The sequence below is a fragment of the Tepidimonas sp. genome (assembly GCF_046292505.1).
In the GTDB taxonomy this organism is placed as follows: Bacteria; Pseudomonadota; Gammaproteobacteria; order Burkholderiales; family Burkholderiaceae_C; genus Tepidimonas.
This window is the reverse complement of sequence record NZ_JBKBQX010000134.1, coordinates 1-965: the sequence shown is the minus strand read 5'-3', so window position 1 is coordinate 965 and position 965 is coordinate 1. Positions and strand designations below refer to the sequence as shown.

The following is a 965-nucleotide window of genomic DNA, read 5'->3' as shown; positions in this document are numbered from 1 at the left end:
GCTGACCGATACCAATGGGGGCACCAACGCGCTACTGGTGGTGGCATATGTGACGCTGACGATGCCCTACCTGTACCGCAGTGTGGACGTCGGCTTGCAGGCTATGGACGTAAAAACTCTGACTGAGGCAGCCCAGGTTTTAGGCGCCGGTCGGCTAACGATTTTGCTGCGCGTGATCTTACCAAACCTGCGCTCTGCAATACTTTCGGGCGCTTTCTTGACGTTTGCCATTGTGATGGGCGAGTTTACCATTGCCAGCTTGCTCAACCGCCCAGCATTCGGCCCTTATATGCAAATAGTTGGCGCCAACAGCGCCTATGAGCCCGCGGCCTTAGCAATTTTGGCGTTTGCGCTGACCTGGGGGTGCATGGGGCTGATCAACTTGCTCGGGCGCCACGGGGCAGCCAGCACCAGCCCATTGTAGGTTACCCCAAGGTAGGCGGAAAATCTTTTATGGCTTATCTCGAACTCATCCAGCTGCATAAGCGCTATGGCGATCAAATCGTGGTATATGATTTTTCACTCAGTGTCCAGCGTGGTGAATTTTTGACTTTCCTCGGCCCCTCGGGGTGTGGCAAAACCACAGTGCTGCGCATGATTGCTGGGCTCGAACAGGCGCAGACGGGGAAGATCATCCTGGACGGGCAAGATATCACCTATATGCCCACAGCGCAGCGCCGGGTGGGTATGGTATTTCAGTCCTACGCACTGTTTCCAAATATGACAGTGGAAGAAAACGTAGGATTCGGACTGCGTGTAGCTGGTGTACCGGGGTCCCAATATCGTAAGCGTGTAGCCGAGATGCTTGATCGGGTTGAGCTGTCGCACCTTGTGTCACGTTATCCCTGGCAGCTCTCAGGGGGTCAGCAACAGCGCGTAGCGCTCGCACGGGCTTTGGCCAATGAGCCGCGTTTGCTGCTTCTGGATGAGCCACTGTCGGCACTCGACGCGAAAATTCGCGAAGC

2 protein-coding genes are annotated in these 965 nt (G+C 55.9%); both read left to right on the top strand.

Annotation, left to right across the window (positions count from 1 at the left end; translation table 11 throughout):
- A partial coding sequence (locus ACK4TH_RS12270) for an ABC transporter permease (RefSeq protein ID WP_409626855.1) occupies positions 1-424 on the top strand: 424 nt, incomplete at its 5' end.
- Between the two features lie 29 nt (positions 425-453).
- Positions 454-965: ABC transporter ATP-binding protein (locus ACK4TH_RS12265; RefSeq protein ID WP_409626853.1), on the top strand; the 512-nt coding region annotated here is incomplete at its 3' end.